18 protein-coding genes are annotated in these 21765 nt (G+C 73.3%); 10 read left to right on the top strand and 8 right to left on the bottom strand.

Translation table 11 applies throughout. From position 1 onward, the window contains the following. Nucleotide 1 precedes the first annotated feature (1 nt). The 3 genes from QSK22_RS19715 to QSK22_RS19705 all read right to left on the bottom strand — a co-directional run bounded on the left by QSK22_RS19715 (nt 2) and on the right by QSK22_RS19705 (nt 3680). Entirely contained in the window at nt 2-733 is a 732-nt protein-coding gene (locus QSK22_RS19715; protein ID WP_285495708.1) for an ABC transporter ATP-binding protein, read from the bottom strand. Between the two features lie 20 nt (nt 734-753). Beyond that, nucleotides 754-1275, bottom strand: a complete 522-nt coding sequence (locus tag QSK22_RS19710) for a PadR family transcriptional regulator (protein ID WP_285495707.1) — start codon at nt 1273-1275, stop codon at nt 754-756. Between the two features lie 98 nt (nt 1276-1373). Continuing rightward, entirely contained in the window at nt 1374-3680 is a 2307-nt protein-coding gene (locus QSK22_RS19705; RefSeq protein ID WP_285495706.1) for a DEAD/DEAH box helicase, read from the bottom strand. A 254-nt stretch (nt 3681-3934) separates the two neighbouring features. On the opposite strand from QSK22_RS19705, the gene QSK22_RS19700 reads away from it, so the two are divergent. From QSK22_RS19700 to QSK22_RS19680, 5 genes are all read left to right on the top strand, one after another. Next, nucleotides 3935-4288, top strand: a complete 354-nt coding sequence (locus tag QSK22_RS19700) for an STAS domain-containing protein (protein ID WP_285495705.1) — start codon at nt 3935-3937, stop codon at nt 4286-4288. Nucleotides 4289-4302: 14 nt separating this feature from the next. After that, the gene (locus QSK22_RS19695) at nt 4303-4743 is read left to right on the top strand and encodes an ATP-binding protein (protein ID WP_285495704.1); all 441 of its coding nucleotides are present in this window, start codon (nt 4303-4305) and stop codon (nt 4741-4743) included. A gap of 356 nt (nt 4744-5099) precedes the next feature. Continuing rightward, nucleotides 5100-5519 (top strand): phosphoribosyl-AMP cyclohydrolase, encoded by a 420-nt coding sequence (locus QSK22_RS19690; RefSeq protein WP_285495702.1) that lies wholly within the window; start codon nt 5100-5102, stop codon nt 5517-5519. A 647-nt stretch (nt 5520-6166) separates the two neighbouring features. Then, nucleotides 6167-8611 (top strand): sodium-translocating pyrophosphatase, encoded by a 2445-nt coding sequence (locus QSK22_RS19685; RefSeq protein WP_285495701.1) that lies wholly within the window; start codon nt 6167-6169, stop codon nt 8609-8611. Nucleotides 8612-8928: 317 nt separating this feature from the next. Continuing rightward, a complete protein-coding gene (locus QSK22_RS19680; protein ID WP_285495700.1) occupies nt 8929-9399 on the top strand; it encodes a SixA phosphatase family protein in 471 nt (156 codons plus the stop codon). Nucleotides 9400-9551: 152 nt separating this feature from the next. On the opposite strand, the gene QSK22_RS19675 is transcribed toward QSK22_RS19680, so the two are convergent. The 4 genes from QSK22_RS19675 to QSK22_RS19660 all read right to left on the bottom strand — a co-directional run bounded on the left by QSK22_RS19675 (nt 9552) and on the right by QSK22_RS19660 (nt 15630). Beyond that, complete coding sequence (locus tag QSK22_RS19675; protein ID WP_285495699.1) at nt 9552-11813, bottom strand: FUSC family protein; 2262 nt, start codon at nt 11811-11813, stop codon at nt 9552-9554. 104 nt (nt 11814-11917) lie between these two features. Continuing rightward, complete coding sequence (serB, locus tag QSK22_RS19670) at nt 11918-13126, bottom strand: phosphoserine phosphatase SerB (RefSeq protein ID WP_285495698.1); 1209 nt, start codon at nt 13124-13126, stop codon at nt 11918-11920. A gap of 81 nt (nt 13127-13207) precedes the next feature. Further along, nucleotides 13208-14230: an S-adenosylmethionine:tRNA ribosyltransferase-isomerase gene (locus QSK22_RS19665; protein ID WP_285495697.1), complete on the bottom strand. Its 1023-nt coding sequence runs from the start codon at nt 14228-14230 to the stop codon at nt 13208-13210. Then, on the bottom strand, nt 14227-15630 hold the full coding sequence (locus QSK22_RS19660) for an MFS transporter (RefSeq protein ID WP_285495696.1): 1404 nt from the start codon (nt 15628-15630) through the stop codon (nt 14227-14229). Before QSK22_RS19660 ends, QSK22_RS19665 begins: the two co-directional genes overlap by 4 nt. A gap of 278 nt (nt 15631-15908) precedes the next feature. Between QSK22_RS19660 and QSK22_RS19655 the strand changes: the two genes are divergently transcribed. From QSK22_RS19655 to QSK22_RS19635, 5 genes are all read left to right on the top strand, one after another. Further along, nucleotides 15909-17066 carry a GAF domain-containing sensor histidine kinase gene (locus tag QSK22_RS19655; RefSeq protein ID WP_285495695.1) on the top strand — a complete coding sequence of 386 codons (1158 nt, stop codon included), beginning with the start codon at nt 15909-15911 and terminating at the stop codon, nt 17064-17066. Between the two features lie 157 nt (nt 17067-17223). After that, nucleotides 17224-17919 carry a response regulator gene (locus tag QSK22_RS19650; protein ID WP_285495694.1) on the top strand — a complete coding sequence of 232 codons (696 nt, stop codon included), beginning with the start codon at nt 17224-17226 and terminating at the stop codon, nt 17917-17919. A gap of 39 nt (nt 17920-17958) precedes the next feature. Next, a complete protein-coding gene (locus tag QSK22_RS19645; RefSeq protein ID WP_285495693.1) occupies nt 17959-18747 on the top strand; it encodes a PP2C family protein-serine/threonine phosphatase in 789 nt (262 codons plus the stop codon). Nucleotides 18748-19423: 676 nt separating this feature from the next. Next, nucleotides 19424-19873, top strand: coding sequence for a DUF2752 domain-containing protein (locus QSK22_RS19640; protein ID WP_285495692.1), 450 nt, complete (start codon nt 19424-19426; stop codon nt 19871-19873). 89 nt (nt 19874-19962) lie between these two features. Beyond that, nucleotides 19963-20658: an RDD family protein gene (locus QSK22_RS19635; RefSeq protein ID WP_285495691.1), complete on the top strand. Its 696-nt coding sequence runs from the start codon at nt 19963-19965 to the stop codon at nt 20656-20658. A gap of 76 nt (nt 20659-20734) precedes the next feature. On the opposite strand, the gene QSK22_RS19630 is transcribed toward QSK22_RS19635, so the two are convergent. Next, complete coding sequence (locus QSK22_RS19630; RefSeq protein WP_285495690.1) at nt 20735-21550, bottom strand: Rv1486c family protein; 816 nt, start codon at nt 21548-21550, stop codon at nt 20735-20737. Nucleotides 21551-21765: the final 215 nt, after the last annotated feature.

Genomic DNA, 21765 nt, shown 5'->3' with positions numbered 1-21765 from the left:
GTCACACCAGCCCGCTGAGCGCGCCGAGGCCGGTGCCGTGGCCGGTGCGGCCGAGCACGGTCTGGTCGACGAACACGCCGTCCCGCATGGTGATCAGCCGGTCGGCGGCCGCGGCGATCCGGGAGTCGTGCGTGACGATCAGCAGCGTGCGGCCCTCGGCGCGCAGCTCGTCGAACAGCCGCAGCACCTCGCCGGCGGCCGCGGTGTCGAGGTTGCCGGTGGGCTCGTCGGCCAGCAGCAGGCCCGGGTCGTTGACGAGGGCGCGCGCGACCGCGACCCGCTGGCGCTGCCCGCCGGACAGCTGCGCGGGCAGGTGCCCGGCGCGGTGGGCGAGGCCGACGCGGTCGAGCAGGGCGGCGGCCCGGCGGCGGGCGGCGCGCGGGGAAGCGCCGGCGAGCAGGGCGGGCAGTTCGACGTTCTCCCGCGCGGTCAGCTCGTCCACCAGGTGGAACGCCTGGAACACGAATCCGACGGCGCGGCGGCGCAGCCGGGCGGCCGCGGTCTCCGACAGCCGGTCGATGCGCTCGCCGCCCAGCCAGATCTCGCCGCCGTCCGGGCGGTCCAGCATGCCGAGCAGGTGCAGCAGCGTCGATTTGCCGCAGCCGCTCGGGCCGACGACGGCCAGCGCCTCGCCGGAGGCGACGTCGAGGTCGACGTCGTCGACGGCGCGGACCAGGCCGGTGCCCGTGCCGTAGTGCTTGCGCAGGCGCTGGGCCCGCAGGATGGGTTCCACGGTTCCTCACTTCTCTCCGGTCAGCCCCGCGGGCGGTCGGCCCAGTGCGCGGCGCACGCGTCCAGCCAGCGCAGGTCGGCCTGCAGCCGCAGGACGGCGCCTTCCAGGAGCAGCGCCGGGCCGGATCCGGCGGGCTGGGCGAGCGCGGCCCGCTGGACGTCCGCCAGCCGTCGCAGCAGTTCGCGCCGCTGGGCGTCGACGATGTCCACGGGGTCGGCCAGCCCGGACGAGGCGGCGGCCACGAGCTTCAGGTAGAGGTCGGTGGGCGCCGGACGGGGCGCCCGGTCCACGTCGGCCAGCCAGCGGGTCACGCGTTCTTGGCCCGTCGGCGTCAGTTCGTAGACCTTGCGGTCGGGCCGGTCGGTCTGCCCGACGAGCCGGACGGTCACCAGCCCCGCCTTCTCCAGGCGCCGCAGCGTCACGTACACCTGCCCGGCGTTGAGGTCGTCGCCGAGCGGGCCGAGCGCGTGCTGCAGCCTGGCGCGCAGCTCGTACCCGTGCGCGGGCTCCTTGGCCAGCAGCGCCAGCACCACGTCCTGCATCCGACCCCCTAACGGTCAGCCATATAGATAACGGTTAGCTATGAGCGGGTCAAGCGAGCAAGCCCGCTCACGGGTGACGGGGAAGCGCCCCGGCGGCCCTAAGGGGCGGGGGCGTGGCGGAGGAGTTCGGCCAGCATGACCAGGGCGCCGTGCTTGTCCAGCGGGTCGTTGCCGTTACCGCACTTGGGCGACTGGATGCAGGAGGGGCACCCGGACTCGCACTCGCAGGAGGTGATGGCCTCGCGGGTCGCGTGCAGCCACGTGGCGGCGTTGGCGTAGCCGCGTTCGGCGAACCCGGCGCCGCCCTCATGGCCGTCGTACACGAAGACCGTCAGCAGGCCCGTGTCGGGGTGGAGGGCGGTGGAGACGCCGCCGATGTCCCAACGGTCGCAGGTCGCATACAGGGGCAGCAGCCCGATCGAGGCGTGTTCGGCGGCGTGGGCCGAGCCCGCCAGGTCGAGGTCGCCCAAACCCTCCACCTGGGCCTCCGACAGCGTCCACCAGACGGCGCGGGTGCGCAGGGTGCGGGGAGGCAGGTCCAGCGGCTTCTCGCCCAGCATCTCGCCTGTCTGCAGGCGCCGCATCTGGTACGCGACGACCTGCCGTGTCACATCGACGGTGCCGTAGTTGAGGGTCGCCTCGCCCCAAGAGACCGAGCGCAGGCGCTCGACCACGCGGATGTCGGTGACGTCGCGCGCGCTGGTGGAGTAGTCGGGCTCGGCCTCCTCCACCAGCGCGACCGAGTCGTCCAGGTCGAGGGTCTGGACGATGAACGTCTCGCCCTGGTGGATGTACACGGCGCCCTCGTGGACCGTGGTGTGCGCCGACGCCTCGTCCACGGTGCCCAGCAGGCGCCCCGTGGCGGCCTCGACGACCTGGATCGGCGGGCCGCCCGCACCGCGGATGTCGGCCAGGTCGGCGGCCTTGTCGCGGCGCGTCCAGTACCACCCGGCGGGACGGCGGCGCAGCAGGCCGCGGCGCACCAGGTCCGGCAGCAGGTCGGCGGTGGACGGCCCGAACAGGTCGAGATCGTCCTCGGTCAGCGGCAGCTCGGACGCGGCGGCGCACAGGTGCGGTTCGAGGACGTACGGGTTGTCGGGGTCGAGCACGGTGGCCTCGACCGGCGTCCCGAAGATCGCCTCCGGATGGTGGACGAGGTAGGTGTCGAGGGGGTCGTCCCGGGCCACCAGGATGGCCAGCGCGGCCTGCCCGGAGCGCCCAGCGCGGCCCGCCTGCTGCCACAGGGACGCACGGGTGCCGGGCCAACCGCAGACGATCACCGCGTCCAGACCGGACACGTCGACGCCCAGTTCCAGGGCGTTGGTGCTGGCGAGGCCGATGAGTTCACGCGAACGCAGGGCGGCCTCAAGCGCGCGCCGTTCCTCCGGAAGGTAGCCCGCGCGGTAGGCCGCCACCTGGTCGACGAGCTCGGGGGCGGCCTCATCCAGCGCGCGCTTGGCTCCGAGCGCCACCGACTCCGCGCCGCGCCGGGAGCGGACGAACGCCAGCGTCTGCACCCCCTCGACAACCAGATCGGCCAGCAGATCGCCGGTTTCGGCGGTGGCGGTGCGGCGCACGGGGGCGCCCTGCTCTCCGCGCAGCTCGGTCAGCGGCGGCTCCCACAGGGCGAATGTTGCCGGCCCCCGGGGGGACGCGTCATCGTCCACCGCGACCACGTCCAGGCCGGTGAGGCGGGACGCGGTCGTCGCGGGTTCGGACGTGGTGGCCGAGGCCAGGATGAAGACGGGCGACGCCCCGTACCGCGCGCACACGCGGCGAAGGCGCCGCAGCACCTGCGCCACATGGGAACCGAACACGCCCCTGTAGCCGTGCGCCTCGTCCACGATGACGTAGCGCAGCCGGCGCAGGAAGGCGCTCCACCGCCCGTGCGCGGGAAGGATGGAGCGGTGCAGCATGTCGGGGTTGGTCAGCACGTAGTTGGCGTGCTGCCGCACCCAGGCGCGCTCCTCACGGGGCGTGTCACCGTCGTAGGTGGCGGCCCGCACCCGCGTCAACCGCAGTGACCGCAGCGCGCGCAGCTGGTCGACGGCCAACGCCTTGGTGGGGGAGAGGTAGAGTACGGTGCCCTGGCTCCGGGCGTCCTCCTCGTAGATGGAGGCGACGGCGGGCAGCAGATAGGCCAGCGACTTCCCGGACGCGGTGCCCGTGGCGATGATCACAGAGCGTCCCGACCGGGCGTGTTCGGCCGCCTCGGCCTGGTGCCGCCAGGGCGCGTCGATCCCCGCGGCGTTCAGCCGCCGCACCAGCGTCTCCGGGGCCCACTGCGGCCAGTCGGCGCGACGGCCCCGGCGTGCGGGAACCCGCTGGACGTGGGTGATGCGGTCGCGCCGGGACGGCACGGCCAGCAGCCGGTCCAGAGGGGTCGAAGATCTTTGCGGGCCCATCAGGTTTTTCAGTCTGCCAGCCCGGGCACAAGTACGTGAACGCCCCGGCGCCGCAGGGCTGCATCCCCTCGTCACGACCGGCAGATCAGCAGGTCAGACGGCCGTACGAAGTTTCGTCCGACTGGGCGATAACGCGCGTACTCGACGCCGGAGCGTGATTGAATCACGGCGGAGTCCCGGCGCCCGCGAACCGCCCCCCGCGGCCGGTACCGCAGACGACGGGATGAAGTGTGCTGCATGGCGCTGGAGGATCTGTGGACCTTAAGGTGAACGACTACACCACCGACGATGGCCTGACCGTCATCACGGTGGAGGGCGAGATCGACGTCTACACGGCGCCGAGGCTTCGCGAGAAGCTCATCGACCTGGTCAACAAGGGCAAGTTCCACCTCCTCGTTGACATGGAGAAGGTCGAGTTCCTCGACTCGACCGGTCTCGGCGTGCTGGTCGGCGGCCTCAAGCGCGTGCGAGCACACGACGGGTCGCTGGAGCTGGTGTGCACCCAGGAGCGCATCCTGAAGATCTTCCGCATCACCGGCTTGACCAAGGTCTTCGGCATCCACGACTCGATCGCCGAGGCCGAGGAAAAGCGCAAGGGCGCCAAGTAGACGGCCCGGCCGCGATGGGACCCGTTGAGCTCACATTCAGCGCCCTGCCGGCCCATGTCCGCACGGCACGGCTGATCGTCACGGCGGTGGCCCGCCGCAGCGGCGTCGCCGAGGCCCTGCTGGACGAGGTCCGGCTGGCGGTGGGCGAGGCGTGTTCACGTGCCGTCGAGGCGCACCAGCGGCACTGTCCGGACGAGCCGGTGCGGCTGGAGTTGAGCGGCACCGGCCGCCGGTTCGAAGTGACCGTCAGCGACACCGTCCCCAGCGAGGACGCCGGCCGCGGCCTGCCCGCCGAACCGAACGGCCTGGAGTACGCGCTGGGGGACGGGACCGCCGACCTCGGCCTGGCGGTCATCTCCGGCCTGGCGGACGACGTGGAGATCTCCACGACCCCCAAGGGCGTCCAGATCCGGATGAGCTGGCCCGCCGAAGAGGGCGTGCCGCCCCAGAGCTGAGCCCCGTCCGCCGCCCCGGGCAGACCTCGCGGGCCGCCCGGGCAGGCCTCGCCCCCGCACTGGATGCGTAAAGCCGCAGCCCCTGCAGGCGCGCCGCACGGGTGCCGGTGGCTTGCGAGCAGGCGGGCCTGCCCGGCAGTCGGCAACGCGCTACGCCTGGCCGAGGAGGACGGCCCGCCTTCACCGCCGGGAACGGTGAGCCGCCCGGCGGGCTGAGGCCGGGTCGGCGGGGCCAAGGCCGAATCCGCAGACGAGCCAGGAGCCGGTACGAGCGTGGAACGCCGTACCGGCTCCTTGGCGTCTGCCGCACCCGTTCCGCCGCCCCGCCCGGGGCGCCGTCATGGAGGAGGAAGCAGATGAACGAGCTCGAAGAAGGTCTCCGGCTCGAACTCGACTTCGGGAAGCTGGCCGCGGTCGCCGCCACGGGGGCGCAGGTGGTGCCCGTCGTGTTGCAGGACGCCGACAGCAACGAGGTCCTGTTCGTGGGGTATGCGAACGAGACTGCGCTGCGGGCGTCGCTCGACGAGGGCATCGCCGTCCTGTGGTCCACGTCCCGCAACGAGCTGTGGCGCAAGGGGGCCACGTCGGGGGACACGCTGGCCCTGGTCGAGGTCCGCGTCAACTGCGAGCAGAACTCGCTGCTCTACCGGGTCCGCCCCACGACGGGAGGGGCCTGCCACACGAAGCTGCCCTCCGGGCAGGCGCGCCGCAGCTGCTACTACCGGGCGATCGGGGACGAAGGCGCGCTCCGCCCCGTGCCGGGCCTTTACGACTGACGTGCTCCCCGGTCTGAAGACCGGGGATTCAGCCCGTGCACATCGTGCGGCACCTCTGCGTTGTTCCGCCGGGTCCCGCCCACCGCTGGGCGGCGGGGCTTGCGGTCCCTCCGCAGTCGTTCAGCCTCTCCACCCGCCCGGCGGCAGGTATGTCGACGGTGTCCGGGCCGGCGTTCGCTATCGACTTTGCGAAAAGGTGCACGATCGATTATCGATCATGTGCGGTGATTCGTTGCGGAGGGCGGGCGGTCGGAGCGGTGTGGCGATTATGAGATCATCTTCCGGGGCGGACGTGAGGCGCCGGGTTTAGGTTGGTTCGTAAAACGTATTTCGGGTTGAGGTAAAAGAGGTGTCAGGGATTGGTGTGGCGGGGCGGACGACAAGGCGCCATGCCCCGGCGGACTGTGGCTGACCTGCGACGATGTGGCAAGTGACGGCTTTCGCGGAAATATCTGCCGTAAAGCCGGGCATGTTCCAACATTCTCTTCGATGTCGAGCTCACGGGGTTCTCATCTTTCCGCTGCCTGCGTAGACTCCCGGCACCCGCGTTGCCGTGCGAGGTGTCTAAAACGGTCACTCGCGGGGTACGCGGTAAAGATCGTCCTTTTGGACGATCAGAGCTCGCACGCCCCTGTCGAGGAGGACGCATGTCTGGGCTTTCCCTGTCAAGCCCGGCCGCCGCGGACGTGGATCTCGGCGGCGGCGACCAGACACTGGTCGTCGTCGTCGCCGTGATCGCTCTGCTGGCACTGGCCGTCGCCGCGGGACTGGTACGCCAGGTGCTGGGCGCCGGCCAGGGCACCGAGAAGATGCAGAACATCGCGCGGGCGGTGCAGGAAGGCGCGGGCGCCTATCTGAAACGCCAGTTCCGCACGGTCGCGGTCTTCGTAGTGCTCATCCCGCTCCTGCTGCTGCTCCTGCCGGCCGACTCCACCTCCGAACGGGTGGGGCGGTCGGTCTTCTTCGTCATCGGGGCGCTGTTCTCCGCGGTCACCGGGTTCGCCGGGATGTGGCTGGCGGTGCGCGGCAACGTCCGGGTGGCCGCCGCGGCCCGCGAGGAGGACGGCGAGCGCCGGGCGATGCGCATCGCGTTCCGCACCGGGGGCGTCGCGGGGATGTTCACCGTCGGGCTCGGCCTGTTCGGCGCGGCCGTGGTGGTGCTGGCGTACAAGGGCGACGCGCCGAAGGTACTGGAGGGCTTCGGCTTCGGGGCGGCCCTGCTGGCGATGTTCATGCGGGTCGGCGGCGGCATCTTCACCAAGGCCGCGGACGTGGGCGCCGACCTGGTGGGCAAGGTCGAGCAGGGGATCCCCGAGGACGACCCGCGCAACGCCGCGACGATCGCCGACAACGTGGGCGACAACGTCGGCGACTGCGCGGGCATGGCGGCCGACCTGTTCGAGTCGTACGCGGTGACCCTGGTGGCCGCGCTGATCCTCGGCTCCGCCGCGTTCGGCACCGAGGGCCTGGTGTTCCCGCTGGTGGTGCCGATGATCGGTGTCATCACCGCGGTGATCGGGATCTTCGCGGTGGCGCCGCGCGCCCGCGACCGCTCCGGGATGTCGGCCATCAACCGGGGCTTCTTCCTGTCGGCGGTGATCTCGGCGGTGCTGGTGGCGGTGGCGGCGTTCGCCTATCTGCCGTCGTCGTTCGCCGAGCTGTCGGGCGTCACCGACCAGTCCATCCGCGGCCTGGACGCCGACCCGCGCTGGGTGGCCGTCGGCGCGGTGCTGATCGGCATCGTGCTGGCCAGCGCCATCCAGCTGCTCACCGGCTACTTCACCGAGACCAGGCGCAAGCCGGTCAAGGAGGTCACCGGCAGCGCCCGCACCGGCCCCGCCACGGTGATCCTGTCGGGCATCTCGCTGGGCCTGGAGTCGGCCGTCTACACGGCGCTGGTCGTGGGCGCCGCGGTGTACGGGGCGTTCCTGCTGGGCTTCGGCAACACCACCGTGGCGCTGTTCGCGGTGGCCATGGCCGGGACCGGCCTGCTCACCACGGTCGGCGTGATCGTGTCGATGGACACCTTCGGCCCGGTGTCCGACAACGCGCAGGGCATCGCCGAGATGTCCGGCGACGTCGAGGGCGAGGGCGCGGCCGTGCTGGAGCGGCTGGACGCGGTGGGCAACACCACCAAGGCGATCACCAAGGGCATCGCGATCGCCACCGCCGTGCTGGCGGCGACCGCGCTGTTCGGCTCGTTCCGCACGACGGTGGTCGGCGCGCTGGGCGACGCGTCCGCCGACGCCCGCGACGCGCTCGGCTCGTTCGCGAACTTCAGCCTGTCCATCGACAACCCGAACGTGCTGATCGGGCTGATCGTCGGCGCGGCCGTGGTGTTCCTGTTCTCCGGCCTGGCGATCATGGCGGTGGGCCGGGCGGCCGGACGGGTCGTGGTGGAGGTGCGCGAGCAGTTCCGCACCAAGCCCGGCATCATGGACTTCTCCGAGAAGCCCGACTACGACCGGGTGGTCGACATCTGCACCCGGGACGCCCAGCGCGAGCTGGCCACCCCGGGACTGCTGGCGATCATGACGCCGATCGCGGTCGGGTTCGCGCTGGGGTACGCGCCGCTGGGCGCCTTCCTCGGCGGCGCGATCGCGGCCGGTGTGCTGATGGCGGTGTTCCTGGCCAACTCCGGCGGCGCCTGGGACAACGCCAAGAAGCTGGTCGAGGAGGGCGAACTCGGCGGCAAGGGCAGCGAGGCGCACGAGGCCACCGTGATCGGCGACACGGTCGGCGACCCGTTCAAGGACACCGCCGGCCCGGCCATCAACCCGCTGATCAAGGTGATGAACCTGGTGGCGCTGCTGATCGCGGACGCGGTCGTCACCTATGCGGGCAACGTGCCGCTGCGGGTGGGCGTGACCGTGGTCGCGGTCGCCATCGTGGTCGCCGCGATCGTGGTGTCCAAGCGGCGCACGGACCTGATCGGCGCGAGCGGGCCGTCGCCCGCCGTGGCAGGCGGCGCCGAGGCCGGTGCCGTGACCTCCGGTGCGGCGCCCGCCGCGCCCGAGCCCGCAGAGAAGGCCGAACTCGTCGGTGACGGAAAGGCCGACACGGGCAAGGAGTCGTCCGCGCACAAGGCATGATCACAGCCGCGCGCGGGGTCGGCGGCCGTCTCGACCGGTCGCCGGCCCCGCGCACGCGCGTCCGCGCCCCGATCAACACGCCTTGGGGGCGGTGCGGGGGTCGGGTGGGGCGGTCGTAGGCTGAACGAGGGCGCAGCGCGCCCTTAATGATCAGGAGGAGGCGTGCGGTGAGCACGGGGAAGTCCACGATGTCCGGACCCAAGGGGCTGGCCGTCATCCTCGTCGGGATGCTCGGGATCATCGCCCTTCTGTGGATCCTGGCGGCGCTGGTCGCCCCCTGACCGGGCCCCGGCGGCGGGGCGGCTAGGGTGGCGGGCATGCCGACGTTGCTCGTTCTGCGCCATGCCAAGGCGGTCCCGGGCGGAGCGACGCCCGACATCGAGCGGAGCCTCACCGGGCGGGGACGGCGGGACGCCGAGGCGGCGGGCGAGTGGCTGCGCGACCGGGGCCTCGCCCCCGACCTGGTGCTGTGCTCGACCGCCGTGCGGACCCGGGAGACCCTCGAACGGCTGGCGGTCCCGGCGCCGGTGCGGTACGAGTCCCAGATCTACGCCAACGACGCCGACGGCCTGCTCACCCTCGTCCGGGAGACCGGCGACGACGCGCGCACGCTGCTGCTCGTGGGGCACAACCCGTCGGTGCACCAGCTCGTCCACGATCTGACCGGGGCCGCCCCGAACGCCTTCCCCACGTGCGCGCTCGCCGTGATCGAGTGGGAGGGTGGCTGGATGGACGCCTGGCCCGGGGCGGGCACGCTCGTCACGCTCCACACCCCCCAGCAGCCCTAGGCCGCAGGCGGACACCGGTGCAGACGCCACACCTGCCACGCGTCCGCAGTCAGGCGGGAAAGGATGTCTCGCGCGATGACGGTGAGCGGCCGCATTGCGCGGTGCGGACGTCCGTGCGGCGGGGCGCGCCCCAAGGCCGCCAAGCGGCGGCTCTAGACGCGGCGGCCGGGTGACGGGGGCGCGGCGGCCAGGCACTGGGTGACCAGGTCGTCGACGTCCTTGCGCAGCGACCGCAGCGCGTAGCGGGTGCCGGAGACCTGCAGCACCGCATGCCGCAGCGGCGTGTACTCGTCGGTGCTCACGCCCTCCTTGATCTCGGCGCGGCGGCGGCGCGCCAGCTTCGCCATGTGCGCGTCGAGGTCGGCGAAGTCGTCGTCGAGGCGTTCGCGCAGGGGCGGCAGGTCGGCGTCGGTCGGCTCCGGGGCGGACAGGCGGTCGTGGGTCTCCTCCAGGTGGTCGGCGACGCGGTCGAGGATCTCCGGGGCGGGGCCCACGTCCTCGACGTCCTGGCGGGCCATGCGGGCGACCGCGATGAGGTGGTCGCGGACGCCGCGGGCGGCGCTGATCACGTCGTCCAGCCGGGCGATGCGCTCGGTGTCGGGGACGCGTTCGTTCTCCAGGCGGTTGCGCGAGTCGGTCACCGCCTCCACGGCCTGCTCCGCCGCCACGACCTTCTCGTGCGGGAGCCGCTCGGCGTCGCCCTCCACGACCGCGGCGGTGGCGCGCACCAGGTCGGCGTGGACGGTGAGCAGCCGGCCGAGCTGGGCGGGCAGCCGTTCGGCGTGGCCGGTGGGCCACAGCAGCCGCGTCGCCAGGAACGCCAGCGCCCCGCCGGCGAGGACGAGGACGATGCGTTCGCCCGCCGCGGTCCAGTTCGACGGCATGGAGAAGTCCAGCAGCATCAAGAACACCGGTGTGCCGAACAGCATCCAGTAGCCGAAGTTCACCGACCGCAGCGTAAAGGCGATGATCGCGAAGACGAACAGGATGAGTGCCGCGGCGAGCTGGCCGGGCGCCAGCGCCAGCAGCAGCGCGGCGATCGCCGAGCCGAGCACGGTGCCGCCGACCCGCTGGATCAGGTGCGTGACGGTCTCGTCGTAGGTGGCGCGCAGCCCGAGCGCCGCGGTGATCGTCAGCCACTGTCCGTGCGGCAGGTGCAGCGCCGCGGCCAGCGCCATCGCCACGGCCGCGGTGACCAGCACCCGCATGGCCTGCCGGAACCCCGGCGAGCGGGTGCGCACCGCGGTGCCGAAGCGCTCCAGCACCGAGATCCGCTGCGGCGCGGCCGGCAGCCGGGGCGGCCCGAACCCGATGCGCAGGCCGCCGGACGCCACGCGGCGCGCCGACTCGATGCCGCCGAAGACCCGCTCCACCGACCGGCGGATCTGCACCAGCAGCGCGGCGGAGACCAGGTCCTCCTCGCCGGCCAGGCCGGCCCGCCGGATCGCCTCGATCTGGCGGCCCAGGCGGCGCACCGCGGCCGAGTCGGGGTCGCCCAGCGGCCCGCCGTCCGGTGCGGCGACGGCGCCCGCCAGCAGGCGCAGCCGGGCGGCCAGGGCGGCGACGGCGACCCGCGCCTCCATCTCCCATTCGCGGCCGGGCGGACGGCGCCGCGCCGCGTCCATCAGCGAGTGCAGCGCCACCGTCTCGTGCATGATGCGCGACAGCGCGTCGATGAGCCGTTCGGGGCGGGTGGGCTCCTCGCGTCCGCGGCCGGACCGGTAGAAGCCGTAGGTGGCGCGGGCGTTGGCCAGGGCGCGCGACGCGGCCCGGCGTGCCTTCTCCCAGTCGGGTTTGCGGGTGACGGCGGCCAGCTCCGGGTCGGCGACCTCGACGTCGTCGAGCGCCTCGGTGCGCTGCTCGCCGATGTCCTGGGCGACGGCGTCGAGCAGTTCGGCGACGGCGTCGGCGGCCTCGCTCAGCGCGCCGCGCAGGGGGCGCAGCCGCCGCGCGGGCCAGGGGGCGAGCAGCAGCGCGCTGGCCAGCAGTCCGCCGAGCAGTTCGAAGAACCCGTCGTACAGGACGTCCCCGGTGGACGGGCGGACGGCGGTGAGCAGTACGGCGAGCCCGGCGGTCGGGCCGATCCACGGGAACACGCTGCCGAGCGCCACCACCGGCGGCACGACGGCCACCGCAAGCCACGTGTGCCCGGACAGGTTGCCGCCGATCGTCGCGCCGACAGCGACCACCAGAACGGCGCTGGCCAGGTTGCGGGCGCGCGCCCCGTACGGCCCTTCGGGCGCCCGCAACGCCACCAGGTACGCGCCGAGCGCGATCATCGCGCCCTGCGCCGCATGCCCGGTCAGCGCCCCGACGATCAGCGGGAGGGCCAGCGCGAGCGCGGCGGCGGTCCCGTAGAAGGGCGTCGCCCGGCCGCCGATGGCGGCGTACGCCTCACGCGCACGCTGCAGCACCGTTCACCGTCCCTGGACTCGCGCGATCATCCCACCAGGCATGTACCCTCGACCCGGACATTGATGATCGTACGGTGTCGTAACGGACGTCCGGGAGGGCGGGTTCAGTGCGCGGTCGCCGCGTCCGCCGCGTCGGCGGCTTCGACCTCCTCGCGGGAGATGCCGAGCAGGAACAGGATCGTGTCCAGGTAGGGGACGTTGACGGAGGTGTCGGCGGCCTGCCGCACGACCGGCTTGGCGTTGTAGGCGATGCCGAGCCCGGCGGCCTGCAGCATGTCCAGGTCGTTGGCGCCGTCGCCGATCGCGACGGTCTGGCTGATCGGGATGCCCGCCTCGCGGGCGAACCGCTCCAGCGCCGCCGCCTTGCCGGCCCGGTCGATCACCGGCCCGATCACCCGGCCGGTGAGCTTGCCGTTTTCGATCTCCAGGGTGTTGGCGGCCGCGTAGTCGATCCCCAGGTCGGCGGCGAGCGCGTCGGTGACCTGGGTGAACCCGCCGCTGACGATGGCGAACTTGTAGTCCAGCCGCTTGAGGGTGCGCACCATCGTGCGGGCGCCGGCGGCCAGCTTCACCTCGCGCCGCACCTCGTCGATGGCGGTGGCGTCCAGCCCGGCCAGCAGGGCGACGCGTTCACGCAGCGACCCCTCGAAGTCCAGTTCGCCGCGCATGGCCGCCTCGGTGACCTTGGCCACCTCCGCCTGGCAGCCCGCGTGCGCGGCCAGCAGCTCGATGACCTCGCCCTGGATCAGGGTGGAGTCGACGTCCATCACGATCAGCCGCTTGGCCCGCCGGTGCAGCCCGCCGGGCTGCACGGCGACGTCGACCTGCCGCTCGGCCGCCTCCACCGCCAGCGCCGCCCGCAGTGCCTCCGGGTCGGCGCCGGAGACGTCCATCTCGATGCAGGTCACCGGGGTGTTGGCGAGGCGTTCGATGCGGTCGATGTTGGCGCCGGACGCGGCGATGCGGCCCGCGATGCCCGCCATGGCCGCCGGGCGCAGCGGGGCGCCGAGGACGGTCACGTGCAGTCGGCCGCGGCGCCGCGGCATGGTGCGGAACCGTCCGGTGGACAGCTCGATCTCCATGTCGAGGTCGGTGGCGAGGCGTTCGGCGGCCGTCCACACGCGGCCGATGTCGACCCCGTCGGAGTAGGAGACCAGCACGCCCAGTACCAGGCGGCCGCGGATGACGACCTGTTCGACGTCGAAGACCGTCAGCGGGAATTCGGCGAGTGTGCTGAACAGCCGGGATGTGACGCCGGGGCGGTCGCGGCCGGTGAGTGTGATGAGCAGCGTGCGCTCTGCTGTCCCGTCCATGCTTTGCACAACGGTACCGGCCGCGGTCCGGCCGACGCGCGGGAGGTCCGCCATGCGGACACCCCTGGGGCGGCCGGTGTGTCAGGGGAGGATGAGGTGGGAGTCGCCGAACTCGTGCCACAGGTAGCCGTCGTCCAGGGCGGCCCGGTAGGCGGCTTCCATCAGGCCGGGGCCGGCGATCGCGGCGACCATCTCTAAGTGGGACGCCCCGGGGGCGTGGAGGCCGGTGAGTAGCCCGTCCACGGCCCGTACGTCGCTCTCCGGGGTCACGACGTGCTCGGTCCACCCCCGGGAAGGGCGGACCCGGCCATGGGCGTCCACGGCCGTTTCCAGGGCGCGCACGACGGTCGTCCCTACGGCGATGACCCGTCCGCCCCGGGCGCGTACGTGCTCGACCAGGGCGGCGGTCGCCTCCGGCACCTCGTACCGCTCGGCGTAGGGGGGTTCGTGTGCCCGCAGTGACGCCACCCCCGTGTGGAGGGTCAGCGGCGCCAGGAGCACCCCGCGGGAGACGAGCGCGGCCACCAGTTCCGCGGTGAACGGGCGGGCCGCGCTGGGCATCTCCGCACCGCCGTCGCCGCGGTCGTGGGCGAACACGGTCTGGTACGCGGCGAGGGGCCAGTCGCGACGCACGTGGCCGTACCGGATGGGCACCCCGTGCCGGTGCAGGTACGGGACGACCCCGGTGCTCAACCGCGCCGCCCACAGCCGGCCGGTGTGCCGCCGTAGGAGCGTCAGCGTCGCGCCCCCCGGCATTGGGAGCCACTCACCCGTGCGGCCCCCGCCGTAGGGGACGCTCGCCTCCCCCGAACGCAGTCGCAGCTCCACGAGCCACAGGTCGTCCTCGCCCGGCAGCGGTGTGGAGAAGTGCACGGCGAGCTTGTCCAGCCGCACGGCGGCGGGCAGCGTCGCCGAGGTGTTGACCACGAGCAGGTCGCCGGGGGCGAGCAGGTCGGGCAGGTCGCGGAACCGGTGGTGGCCGACCTGCCCGGTGGCGCGGCGGCCCACCAGGAGCCGCACGCCGTCGCGGCCCCGGCCGCGGGCCTCGGGCGGCTCGCGCGCCTCCAGCGCCGCCGGGAGCGTGAAGTCCGGAACCGGCGTCACCCGGCCTCCTTCGACGGTGTGAGGCGGAGCGCGGCGAGCATGCCCAGCGCGGCGATCGCGGCGGCCAGCGCCCCGGCCACCGCCAGCCCCGCCCGGAGCCGGTCGGCGCCGAACCCGGTGACCAGCGCCCCCGATATGCCGATCACCAGCGACGAGCCGAGCATGTCGGCGATCTGCAGCGACGAGGAGTTGACGCCCTGCTTCCGCTCGGGCGACAGCTCCAGCAGCAGCACGCTGAGGCTGCCGATGGCCAGGCCCATGCCGACGCCGCCCAGAATCCAGGCGGGCGCCGTCCACCAGCCCGGCAGCTGCGCTGTGACCGCCACCGCGACGACCCCGGCGGTGACGAACCCGGCGCCGGCCGGCACGAGGAAGGCCCGGGGCCGGTTCGAGCGGCCCTGGTACTGCGACGCCGCCGACCAGCCCAGCGAGGCGACCATCAGCACCACGCCCGCCTGCGTGGGCGTGAACCCGTGCAGCGACGTCAGGGCCAGCGGGATGAACGCGTCGGTGCCGAAGAACGCGCCCGCCAAAAGCCCCCGCGTCAGCACGACGCTGGGCAGCCCGCGCCGCATCCGCAGTGTCCCGGCGGGCAGCAGCCGGACCAGCGCGTACCCGAGCCCGGCCAGGGCCGCCGCGCCCACGGGCAGCAGGATCCGGCTCGGGTGGTCCAGCACGTACAGCAGCGCGGCGGTGCCCGTCGCGGCCACGACGGCGGCCATCAGCCGCGCGGTGCCGCGCTCGGACGGCGCCGCACCCGCGGACGGGCGCACCCGGCGCAGCGCGGGCACCAGCATGACCGAGGGCGGGACGACCAGCGGGATCATGCCGAGGAACACCCAGCGCCACCCGGCGTGCTCGGCGACCGCCCCGCCCACCGCCGGACCCAGCAGCGACGGCAGCACCCACGCGGCCGACAGCGCCGCGAACACGCGGGGCCGCAGCGACTCGGGGTACACGCGGGCGATCAGCACGTACAGCGGGACCATCGCCAGGCCGCTGCCGAACCCCTGGACGGCGCGTCCGAGGACGAACACCCACATCGCCGGGGCGGCCCCCGCGACGGCGAGCCCGGCCACGAACGTCGCCAGCCCCGTCATGAGCGGACGCACCGGGCCGGAACGGTCGGACCACCCGCCCGCGAGGACCAGCGCGAGCACGCCGGCGATCAGCGTGCCGCTGAACGCCCAGGCGTACAGCGCAAGGCCGTCCAGCGCCCGCGCGGTCACGGGCATGACCGTCCCGACCGCCATCTGCTCGAACGCCAGCAGCGTGACGACGAGGACGATGCCGAGCGTCGGCGTCCGGTACCGGCCGCGCAGCAGCCCCTCGGGCCGCCCGGCCGCGGTGTTCCCGGTGTCGGACGAGGCCGGGCCGTGGGGATCGACGGTCGTGTTCATCGCGTCTGCCCGTTCGGCTGCTCCCTCGCGGCCTTCGCGCCGTGGCTGCGCGCGTCGTCGGCGGTGAGTGTCGTCTCGCTTGTCATGCCCCGACGGTATGAACGCAGTGGCGGCCGGCGCATCGGCCGCCGGGTCCGGTACGGCCTGCGCCCATGGTCCTAGGGCATTGGACGCACAAGCTGATTCGGGACCGCCAGCTCAGCGAGTACGGTCTTCACGTGGACGGCGGCGCGACCGGACACGGACGGGCATCGGACGGGAGACGGGGCGGACGGCGGATGGACGGCGGGCAGCGGGACTGCGGGGATCCGGGTGCGACCCTGCACGCGGTCAGCTCCGCCGTGCTGGCCGTCACCCGGCACCTGTCCGTGCACGAGGTGCTGCAGGTGATCGTGCGGGCCGCGGCGCAGCTGCTGGACGCCCGCTACGCCGCCCTCGGCGTGCCCGACGACCGCGGTTCGTTCGCCGAGTTCGTCGTCGAGGGCGTGTCCGAGGAGGAGTGGGAGCGGATCGGCCCGCTGCCCCGCCAGCACGGCATGCTCGCCGCGATGCTGCGCGACAACGAGCCCAAGCGGCTGGCCGACATCCGCCGCGAACCGGAGTTCGAGGGCTGGCCCGCCGCCCACCCGGTGCTCAAGGACTTCCTCGGCGTGCCCATCCGCGACGGCGACGACGTGCTCGGCATCCTGTTCTTGGCCAACCGGCGCCGCCCCGGCGGCTTCACCCGGGCCGACGAGGACCTGCTCACCCTGTTCGCCGCGCACGCCGCCATCGCCATGACCAACGCGCGGCTGTACGAGCGCAACCGCGAGCTGACCGTCGTCGCCGAACGCAACCGGCTGGCCCGCGAACTGCACGACGCGGTCGCCCAGAAGCTGTTCTCGCTGCGGCTGACCGCGCAGGCCGCCGCCGCGCTGGCCGAACGCGACCCGACCCGCACCGTCCGCGAACTGGCCGAGGTGGAGCGGCTGGCCGCCGACGCGCTCGCCGAACTGCGCGCCGTGATCTTCGAGCTGCGGCCCGCCGACCTGGCCGACGGACTGGCCGCCTCGCTGCGCAAACACGTGGAGGTCCTCGACCGCGCCTACGACGCCGACGTGCGCTTCACCGCGGACGGCACCGTCGTCCTGCCCGAGGAGCACGAGGCCGTGGTGTTCCGGATCGCGCAGGAGGCCCTGCACAACGCGTTGCGGCACGCCTCCGCCCGCACCATCCGGGTTCGGCTGGGCGTGCTGGACGGCGGTGCCGTGCTGGAGATCGCCGACGACGGCACCGGCTTCGACCCCAGTGCCGCGTCCGCCAAGAACGGCGGCGAGCCGCACGGCGGGCTCGGTCTGGCGTCCATGCGCGACCGGGCATGCTCGATCGGCGGCACGCTCACCATCGACGCCGCGCCCGGGACGGGCACGGTCGTGCGCCTGGAGGTGCCGCTGTGAGAACGTCGGCGGACACCTTCCGCGCGGCCGTTCGCCGGAAGCCGAGCGTGCGGCCCCCCGGGCGGGATAGAACGACGGTGACGGATGTGACGAGCGACACTGGGAGCGTGCCATGCGCGGGGCCCGACGAGTCGGGACGCGGTGAGCGGGGGACGCCGTGATCAGGGTGCTGATCGCCGACGACCACCCGGTGGTCCGGCAGGGGCTGCGTACCTTCCTGGGCGTCCAGGACGACATCGAGGTCGTCGGGGAGGCCGGGGACGGCGCGGCGGCGGTGCGGCTGGCCGAGACGCTGCGGCCCGATATCGTGCTGCTGGATCTGAAGATGCCCGGTGCCGGCGGACTGGCGGCGCTGACCGAGCTGCGCGCCCGCGGGGTGACGGCCCGGGTGCTGGTGCTGACGAGCGTCACCGAACGCGACCACGTCCTCCCGGCTGTACAGGCGGGGGCGGCTGGGTATCTCTACAAGGATGTCGACCCGCGGGCGCTCGTCCAGGCGATCAGAGCGGTGCACGACGGGCACGTCCTGTTCGCGCCCGACGCCGCCGAGGCGGTGCTCGCGGGCGGGACATCGCGGCCGGGGCCGGCGCCGCACGCCGGTTCCGCCGCGGACGCAGAGCGCGGCCGCGCCGCGCTGACCGAACGGGAGCGGGAGGTGCTGGTGCAGATCGCACGGGGCAGGTCCAACCGGGAGATCGCCCGCGCGCTCATGGTCTCCGAGAAGACGGTCAAGACGCACGTCAGTAATCTGCTCATGAAACTGGGAGTTCAGGATCGGACGCAGGCGGCGCTCTACGCCGTCCGGCACGGCATCGACTCCCCCGGTGCGGCCGGGGAAGCGGCCGGCGGCTGATTACAACTCCTCTGACAGGATCGTCATCGAAATATCAGTATGGACGTAATAATCAAGTACGCAGCAGGCAGCGACATCGGGTGCAGCCGGGAGAACAACGAGGACTCCGGGTACGCCGGCGCGCGGTTGATCGCGGTCGCCGACGGCATGGGCGGCTATGCCGGCGGCGAGGTGGCCAGCTCCACCGTCATCGGCTCGCTGCGCTCGCTGGACACCGACGCCCATATTGACGATCTTGTCGAGGCGCTGGGCCGGGCCGTCGCCGAGGCCAACGAGAAGCTGCGGATCGTGCGCGAGGAGCGGCCCGACCTCAGCCGCATGGGCACCACCCTGACCGCCATGCTCTGGCAGGGGCAGACGGTGGCGCTGGCCCATATCGGCGACTCGCGCGGCTACCTGCTGCGCGACGGCGAGCTGTTCCAGATCACCAAGGACCACACCATGGAGGAGCTGCTCAAGGCCGAGGCCGAGCAGCAGGGCGGCTCCCCCGAGCAGACCGAGTCGTCCCGGCTGGCGCACGTGCTGTACCGGGTGCTGGACGGCCGGGAGGACCGCGAGCCCGACCTGCAGCTGCGCGAGTCCCGGCTGGGCGACCGCTACCTGCTGTGCTCGGACGGGCTGAGCAACGTGGTGGACCCGCAGACGATCTACGAGGTGCTGACCGCCGAGCCCGAGCCCGGCCGGGCCATCGAGGCGCTGGTGCAGCTGGCCCGCGAGGGCGGCGGCCCGGACAACATCACCGCCGTGATCGCCGACGTCATCGAGATCGACCACGTCACCGAGCAGCAGCGCGGCCCCTACACCGTCGGCGCGGCCGCTCACGTCTGACCCGGCGGCCGGCCCGCGGTCGTTCACGCGTCGCCGCCGATGCGCGGCCGTCCGAACACCCCGGGTTCCGCCCTGCCGCTCTGCGGCCGCCTGCAGGCCCGGAGCCTGCCCGGGAGCGCCGCTTCGGCCCGCCCACACGCGCACGTGAGGGCGCCCAGGCGCCCACCGTGCATCGGCAGGTCCGACCGATCTTCCTTGTGCGCGGACGCCGCATCCGGGGCTGCGCTGTGCCCGTCGGCAGCCGCCGCCGGTGGCCGGCCGAGTGGTGTGCGCCTGTCTGAGGCGTGAATTCCTGTCGAGCATTCGGTGACGGCAGGTGCGCCGCTGGAGGGCCGTGGAAGGCGCCGTGTCATGCGGTCGGTGCGGTGACCTCAGGGGGGCGCCGCCGACTCGCCGGGTTCGCTTGTGTGACGTTGCTCTCTTTGCGAACCGGTCGTCGGGCCCCTGCGACGCGGCTCATGGGGCGCTCCGGCGCGGCACGCGCATACCAGATCCGGACGGGCTTCCGGGGAAAGTTGAGGCGTGCGGTGCCTGGTTTATCCTACCCTCTTATTCGGGGCGGCATTGGTCAGGATTGAGGTAACGGTCCGGCTGCGGATCGTTGTCGCGACTTGACCTACCTCAGGGTGTTCCCTGTATACGGGTCACCGGACCAGTCATCGAGGCGGAGGATTCGTTGGGGGGAGAGTCCGAGGCGACGGCTGCCGGTGCACAGCGGAGTGCGCTCGGCGGCCTGGTCGGCCGGATTCTCGCCGCGGCGCAGTACGGCCCACGCGGGGTGGTGCTGCGCGTCTCGGCGATGGCCGTCGCGGCCGTCGCCGTGGCGTGGATCCACCGTGTCAACGATCCCGGCGTGCTCTGCCCCCTGCGGGCGCTCACCGGAATCCCCTGTCCCCTGTGCGGTGGCACGACGGTGTTCATCGAGCTGGGTTCGGGCCGCCCGGGCGCGGCGCTGCTGGCGAACCCGGTGGCGCTCACGGGCGCGGCCGGACTCGCCCTCGCGCCGCTGGGACTGGGGCGCCGGTGGTGGGCGCTGGCGCCGAGCACTCGCACCTGGGTGCTCGGGATCGCCCTCGTGGGGTCGGAACTGTGGCAACTCGCCCGGTTCGGGCTCCTGCGGGTCTGAGTCGCCGTCAGAACGTCGGCCTGACTTGCGGAGCCCTCCGAGTCCGGCGGGCGTCACATAACCACAGGGTCAATCAAAAAGGAGCAAGTGTGGGTAACCCCTACGACCCGTACGGTCAGCAGCCGGGCTACGGTCAGCCCCCGGCCCAGCCGGGGTACGGACAGCCCCCCGCGCAGCCCGGGTACGGACAGCCCCCCGCGCAGCCGGGTTACGGCCAGCCGCCCGCGCAGCCCGGGTACGGTCAGCCCCCGGCCCAGCCGGGTTACGCTCAGCCGGCCGCGCAGCCCGGGTACGGGCAGCCTCCGGCCGCCGCCCAGCAGCCCGCCTACCAGGAGGTGCACCACCACTACTACGGCTCCAGCGGCCAGCTCGCCACCTGGGGCGCCCGGTTCGCCGCCCGGCTGATCGACGGTCTGATCGTCGCCGTGCCGGTGATCGTCCTGTACATCCTGGGCGCGATCCTGAGCGCCGCCGGGGACGCCGCCGCGGTCCTCGGCTTCCTGCTCATCATGCTCGGGTACGTGGCGGCGCTCGGGGCCGGTCTGTGGCTGTGCTACCAGGAGGGCACCACCGGCCAGACCATCGGCAAGCGCCAGATGGGCATCAAGCTGGTCAGCGCGCAGACGGGCCAGCCGGTCGGCTTCGGTTGGGCGTTCCTGCGGCAGCTGTGCCACAGCACCATCGACGGCTGGGTCTGCGCCCTCGGCTTCCTGTGGCCGCTGTGGGACGACAAGCGCCAGACCTTCGGCGACAAGATCTGCAACACCTTCGTCGTGCGCAGCTGACGCACTCCCCCTCTGCGACGGGGCATCCGCCACGGCGGGTGCCCCGTCCGCTGTTCAGGGCCGGTCGCGGACCCGTTCAAAGGACGGGGTCGAAGGAGCTGTTGCAGGCGGCCACCATGGCGCGGCGCACCGCCCGGTCGAGCATGCGCAGCGCCTCACCGCGCCGCCGCATCTGCTCGGCGGTCAACCCGCGGTCGTCCATGCGCCGCGCCAGGTCGACCACCAGCGACAGCCGCCCGGCCAGCGCCGCCACCCGGTGCGCGCGCTGCGGATAGCCCGGGGCGAGCGGATGGTCGTCCGGCCCCGGCTCGCGCAGGTCGGCCAGCGCGTCGGCGATCTCGGGCGGGACGGCGCCGGACGCGGCATCGTCCACCGTCAGCAGCACCTCGGTCGCGTCCCGCATCGCCAGCTGCAGCTGCCGGTCGGCATCGGGCAGCGACGGCACGTCGGGCACACCGGTCGCCGCGTCCCGCGCCTGCCACCGCACCCCCACGTACGACGAGCCGCGCCGGTCCTCGGCCGGGATCAGGCCGACCGCGCGGTCCGGCAGCACGGCGATGACGGCGGCCTGGGCGTCCAGCGCCGCCCGGTTGAAGTCGGGCGGGCCGGTCAGCCCCAGCGGGTCGCCCGGCGCGGGCAGCGCGACCCGCAGCGCCGCCAGGCCCGCGACGCGCAGCTCGCCCAGCCCGGCCCGCAGCGGCAGATCCCGCTCGGTGCCGCCGGTGCCCGGCACGCCGCCGCCGACGATCTGCGGCCCGGCCGTCTTCTCCACCGTGTCGACCGCCTCATCCAGGCCGACGTGCCCGGTCAGCCACGCGTTGCCCCAGGCGACCAGCGCGGTCGCCACGCCTCCAAGCCCGTTCATCGCGCCCCGCCGAGCCCCTGCGTACATGCAGACCACCATAAGTGCTCGCACCCGTTTGGACTCAGGCTCCGACAGCTCGGCCGCCGGGCGGATACCGTCCTGCGGATGGCGCGGCGGCACGTCCCGCCGCGCCTTCCGCCGGCAGCGTCGTCGCGGGTGAGCCTGGCCGATCACATGAGAGGCGGACGGAGCCGGCAGCGCGCCACGCACGTGAGGACGGTTGCGGGTCGGTGTCCGTGCGC

The sequence above is a fragment of the Actinomadura sp. NBRC 104425 genome, assembly GCF_030269545.1.
GTDB classification, from domain to species: domain Bacteria; phylum Actinomycetota; class Actinomycetes; order Streptosporangiales; family Streptosporangiaceae; genus Spirillospora; species Spirillospora keratinilytica.
Note: the sequence above shows the minus strand (reverse complement) of the source record. Positions and strands in the feature narration are given on the sequence as shown.

Coding starts and splice junctions, on each gene's coding strand:
- QSK22_RS19710 (WP_285495707.1), bottom strand. CDS start 1,275: ATGCAGGACGTGGTGCTGGCGCTGCTGGCCAAGGAGCCCGCGCACGGG.
- QSK22_RS19705 (WP_285495706.1), bottom strand. CDS start 3,680: ATGGGCCCGCAAAGATCTTCGACCCCTCTGGACCGGCTGCTGGCCGTG.
- QSK22_RS19695 (WP_285495704.1), top strand. CDS start 4,303: ATGGGACCCGTTGAGCTCACATTCAGCGCCCTGCCGGCCCATGTCCGC.
- QSK22_RS19690 (WP_285495702.1), top strand. CDS start 5,100: ATGAACGAGCTCGAAGAAGGTCTCCGGCTCGAACTCGACTTCGGGAAG.
- QSK22_RS19685 (WP_285495701.1), top strand. CDS start 6,167: ATGTCTGGGCTTTCCCTGTCAAGCCCGGCCGCCGCGGACGTGGATCTC.
- QSK22_RS19680 (WP_285495700.1), top strand. CDS start 8,929: ATGCCGACGTTGCTCGTTCTGCGCCATGCCAAGGCGGTCCCGGGCGGA.
- serB (WP_285495698.1), bottom strand. CDS start 13,126: ATGGACGGGACAGCAGAGCGCACGCTGCTCATCACACTCACCGGCCGC.
- QSK22_RS19660 (WP_285495696.1), bottom strand. CDS start 15,630: ATGAACACGACCGTCGATCCCCACGGCCCGGCCTCGTCCGACACCGGG.
- QSK22_RS19655 (WP_285495695.1), top strand. CDS start 15,909: ATGGACGGCGGGCAGCGGGACTGCGGGGATCCGGGTGCGACCCTGCAC.
- QSK22_RS19645 (WP_285495693.1), top strand. CDS start 17,959: ATGGACGTAATAATCAAGTACGCAGCAGGCAGCGACATCGGGTGCAGC.
- QSK22_RS19630 (WP_285495690.1), bottom strand. CDS start 21,550: ATGTACGCAGGGGCTCGGCGGGGCGCGATGAACGGGCTTGGAGGCGTG.